The 4,587-nt window shown below is 32.3% G+C and carries 2 protein-coding genes; both read left to right on the top strand.

Going from position 1 to position 4,587, the window contains the following annotated elements:
- Nucleotides 1–1,069: 1,069 nt before the first annotated feature.
- Nucleotides 1,070–1,948 (top strand): DNA adenine methylase, encoded by an 879-nt coding sequence (locus tag F6K22_RS09710; protein ID WP_293096442.1) that lies wholly within the window; start codon nt 1,070–1,072, stop codon nt 1,946–1,948.
- A 1,259-nt stretch (nt 1,949–3,207) separates the two neighbouring features.
- Nucleotides 3,208–4,467: a type II restriction enzyme gene (locus F6K22_RS09705; RefSeq protein ID WP_293096440.1), complete on the top strand. Its 1,260-nt coding sequence runs from the start codon at nt 3,208–3,210 to the stop codon at nt 4,465–4,467.
- Nucleotides 4,468–4,587 lie beyond the last annotated feature (120 nt).

Below are 4,587 nucleotides of genomic sequence, written 5' to 3'. Positions count from 1 at the left end.
AAGCTCCCGGAGCTGGATGCTGAAATTTTTCTGTTCTATTGCGTATAGAGCAATAGTTATTTCATTTGCTGAAGCTCCCGGAGCTGGATGCTGAAATTTTTCTGTTCTATTGCGTATAGAGCAATAGTTATTTCATTTGCTGAAACTCCCGGAGCTGGATGATGGAATTTTTCTGTTCTATTGCGTATAGAGCAATAGTTATTTCATTTGCTGAAACTCCCGAGCTGATGCTGAAATTTTTCTGTTCTATTGCGTATAGAGCAATAGTTATTTCATTTGCTGAAGCTCCCGAGCTGATGCTGAAATTTTTCTGTTCTATAAAACCCATTTGGTATCTTTTAAAACTTGGGCGATATAGCTGCCACTAGGCTCCGCCAACGCTAATCTCTTGAGCAAATGAAGCAAATATTTTTTTCATCCCCTATCCAAGGGGAGGCTAGTGACCTTATTTTTTGGTAAATGTGAAAAAATCTACGCCTACTGACTGATAATTGTTAAAAACAAACTTTTAATCTTGCTAATTACTTGAGTGTTGAAGTCTAGCCCAAGCCTAGGATTACTTTTGAGATTTAGTATGACTTTGATTACCATGATTTATTGTAGAGACAAATAACTCTTAATATAGAACTGAAAATACCTCTATTTTTAAGTTTTACAGGTATAGTATTTGGAACATAAATTAACTTTTGTTAGAATATGATTTATTTTACAACAATACCAGGAATAAAATGAGGAAATAATAGCAAATCCGTTTATTATAGGGCAGTTACTTCAAGCATTCAGCTATTAGCGGTCAGCTCTCAGATGATCGAATATTAAAATAACTACTAAGATTAGCTGATGACCTTTTTTGTTTGTAACTTTTAATTTTCCTTAATATTTAAATCCCGATCAGACAAAAATTTTGATTTTTTTCAATATCTCCTTACTAAACCGGATTTGGTATAAAGTATAGAATTTATCAGTTAGCCTGATGTCAACTTACTTTTATTATTTTTTAAATAAAAATATAGTAGAAAAAATCATGTTATAATATTGTTTTCTTCTGAGCTATAGAGGTATTTTTTGAGTGCGTAAAAATTCAGTAGTTAGACCTTTTTTGAAATGGGCAGGAGGCAAAAGGCAATTATTACCTGAATTAAAAAAATATATCAACAAAAAATATTTAAACAAACATACCTATTATGAACCTTTTATTGGTGGCGGTGCCCTTTTATTTGATTTACAACTAACCAGAGCAGTTATTAGTGATAAAAATAAGGAATTAATTAACTGTTACGAGGTAGTCAGAGATTTATTGGATGAATTAATAGAGGTTTTAAGAAAGCATCAAGAACAGAATAGTGCTGATTATTTTTATGAAATTCGAGATTTAGATCGTTCACAAAAGAAATATAAAAATCTGTCAAAAGTAGAAAAGGCAGCGAGAATTATCTATTTGAATAAAACTTGTTATAACGGTTTATTTAGAGTTAATTCTCAGGGGCAGTTTAATGTTCCTTTTGGCAGGTATAAAAAACCTAATATTTTAGATGAAGCTGTTTTAAGAGCTGTGAGTAAATATTTAAACGAATCTGAAGTAAAGATATTAAAAGGGGATTTTGCTAAAGCAGTTAAAGATGCTCAAAAAGGTGATGTTATCTATTTCGACCCTCCTTACGATCCTGTTTCTGATACTGCCTCTTTCACAGGATATGATGTCAATGGTTTTAACAGGGATGAACAGATTAGGCTAAAGGAAGTTTTTGATGAATTAACAGGTAAAGGTTGCAAGGTTATTTTAAGTAATTCTCGAACAGATTTTATTATGGATTTATATCAAGATTATCAGGATAAAATCAAAACAGTAAGGGCAGCAAGAAGTATTAATTCCAAAGCATTGAAAAGAGGAAAAGTTGATGAAATTTTAGTGTTAAATTTTCCAGTAGAAACAAAGATAGAGGTATGACTAAAAATGATGAGGCGTGGGAAAAGTTATTTCACAGATATCAAAGATTAAAGAAAGGTTGAAAAATACTCTAATAGATATCCTCTACTCCCCTACTCTCTTACCGAATTATTAATTATTAATTGTTAATTAAATAATTGTGCTTTAAAGCCTCCCCTTGGATAGGGGAAAAAGCGGTCGAGAGATGGCGAGGTTTCCCGCTCTTGCAGAGCCGCTGCCTCTTGCAGAGGAGCTGCGCTAACGCTAACGCCATATCTAATCGACCAAGAGAAGAAATGATATTTCCTAATCTTCAATCCTCTCGGTTTTAACCTTCTTGTAATTATCAATTATCCATTATCAATTATCCATTAATGAATCCCCTACTTTTAAGATTAGAATCAGATTTTTCCCATTATTAAATCTTTCCATCTATATCTCCCTAGTACAAAATCAACAACATTTTCATTCTCTGAAGCTTCCGAAAAAAATCGCGCGCCAAAGGATTTTCGGTTGCATCCTCAAAATTCTTGTGATATTATCAAAGTTAAGTGGAGTTCTTCGCCTATACGCATGATTTTTTATTCAACTAAAATTCCTGTAAGGAATTTTCCTGCGGGAGCAATGTTAGGAAGATTTTCATCTTGTCAAGCTCCCGGAAATACTGGTTATTCCCTCATCAAATCTTTCCATCTATATCTCTCTAGTACAAAATCAACAACATTTTCATTCTATGAAGCTCCCGAAAAAAAAATCGCGCGCCAAAGGATTTTCGGTTGCATCCTCAAAATTCTTGTGATATTATCAAAGTTAACTGGGGTTGCTCGCCCATATGCATGACTTTTTATTCAACTAAAATTCCTTACAGGAATTTTCCTGCGGGAGCAATGTTAGGAAGATTTTCATCTTGTCAAGCACCCAAAAATACTGGTTATTCCCTCATCAAATCTTTCCATCCATCTCTCTTCAGTGGAAGATCGCCAACATTTTCATTCTATGAAGCTCCCGAAAAAAATCGCGCGCCAAATGATTTTCAGTTGCATCCTCAAAATTCTTGTGATATTATCAAAGTTAACTGGGGTTGCTCGCCCATATGCATGACTTTTTATTCAACTAAAAATAGTATTGTTTCTAGACCATCGCTTAGGCTGTAGAAATAAAAATCAAAATATAATAGCTTGTTATAGTGAAATCGGCAGTAATTATCAATTCCAAAGGAGAAAAGAGGAAGGGTTGATGAAATTATAGTCTGGAATTTTTCGGGATAAGCAAGATTAATTATGACTAAAAATGATGTTGCATGGGAAAAGCTATTTGAGAGATATCAAATATTAAAGGAAGTGAATAAAAACGGCTGTTTTAAAATAGAAGCATCTCAAATTAATCAAGAACGAGAAAGTAGACTCATGGCAAAATTTGACCATATTGTTAACTTGCCAAAAATATTCAGAGATAATAATTTATCAATCCTACCACTTTCTCGTTCTCAATATATTATCGGTCACTTTCATACACACTTACCAGTCAAATATAATCTCGAAATCAAAACTATTCCTTGGCAGTTTCCCAGAGAAATAGAAACCATAGATTACACTAATTTATATTCTGAAATTTCTGCATTACTTTGTGCATTTAATATAGGTATTATTGATGATTTAGTAGAGTCAAAAACCAAATTCACCGTCTCAGGTAGAATGTCTACAGGAACCTTTGATTTCTCCATTGAAAATTCTATTAACAACCAATCATATTCAATCAATGTGACTAATTCTCAGTGTGAAATAGACGGAGGTTTTGAAACTGATGATTGTTTAATTTTAATAGAAGCTAAAAATTACAGAGTTGAGGATTTTTTAATTAGACAAATTTATTATCCCTATAGATTATGGTCAAATAAAATCACTAAAAAAGTTGTACCAGTATTAATGACTTACTCAAACGATATTTTCAGCTTTTTTATTTATGAATTTGCAGATATATCAGACTATAATTCTATCACCCTGCTAGAACAGAAAAATTATGAAATTGCTTCAGAAGAAATAGAGACACGTGAGGTAGACTCATTACTAACTCAGATTAAAATAATTCCTGAACCTGCAAAAATTCCATTTCCACAAGCAGATAAGTTTGACAGACTAATAGATTTAATCTCCCTGCTACTAGAAAATGATTTAACTCCAAATGAAATCACAGAAAATTATCAGTTTGATAAGAGGCAAACAGATTATTATACAAGTGCTGGAAAATATTTAGGAGTGATAGAAAAACAGGGAAAAGTATTTACATTAACCGATGAAGCCAAAGATATTTTACGTCAACCACATAAACTCAAATATTTAAAGTTAATCGAAACAATTTTGACACACGAAGTATTTAATCAAGCATTTAAGTTGTCTTTAGAAATTGGCGATATTCCCTCAAAAGAACAAATTACTAAAATTATGTCGGAAAGTAATTTAAACATTAACAATACAACAATAGATAGACGAGCTTCTATTGTAAAAGGATGGATATCTTGGATCTGGTCACAAATTTACTAAGTAAATATTACAATAATAGTAAGCATTCAGCGGTCAGCTATCAGCTATCAGCTTCATTACTTTTAAAAGAGGAAAAAGTAATAAGCGAGGTTTCAAAGAATTAAAAGTATGGGTAAAAGA

Origin of the sequence: Okeania sp. SIO2F4 (assembly GCF_010672385.1) — a bacterium.
Classification (GTDB): domain Bacteria; phylum Cyanobacteriota; class Cyanobacteriia; order Cyanobacteriales; family Microcoleaceae; genus Trichodesmium.
This window is presented reverse-complemented; position numbering and strand designations above follow the sequence as displayed.

Coding starts and splice junctions, on each gene's coding strand:
- F6K22_RS09705 (WP_293096440.1), top strand. CDS start 3,208: ATGACTAAAAATGATGTTGCATGGGAAAAGCTATTTGAGAGATATCAA.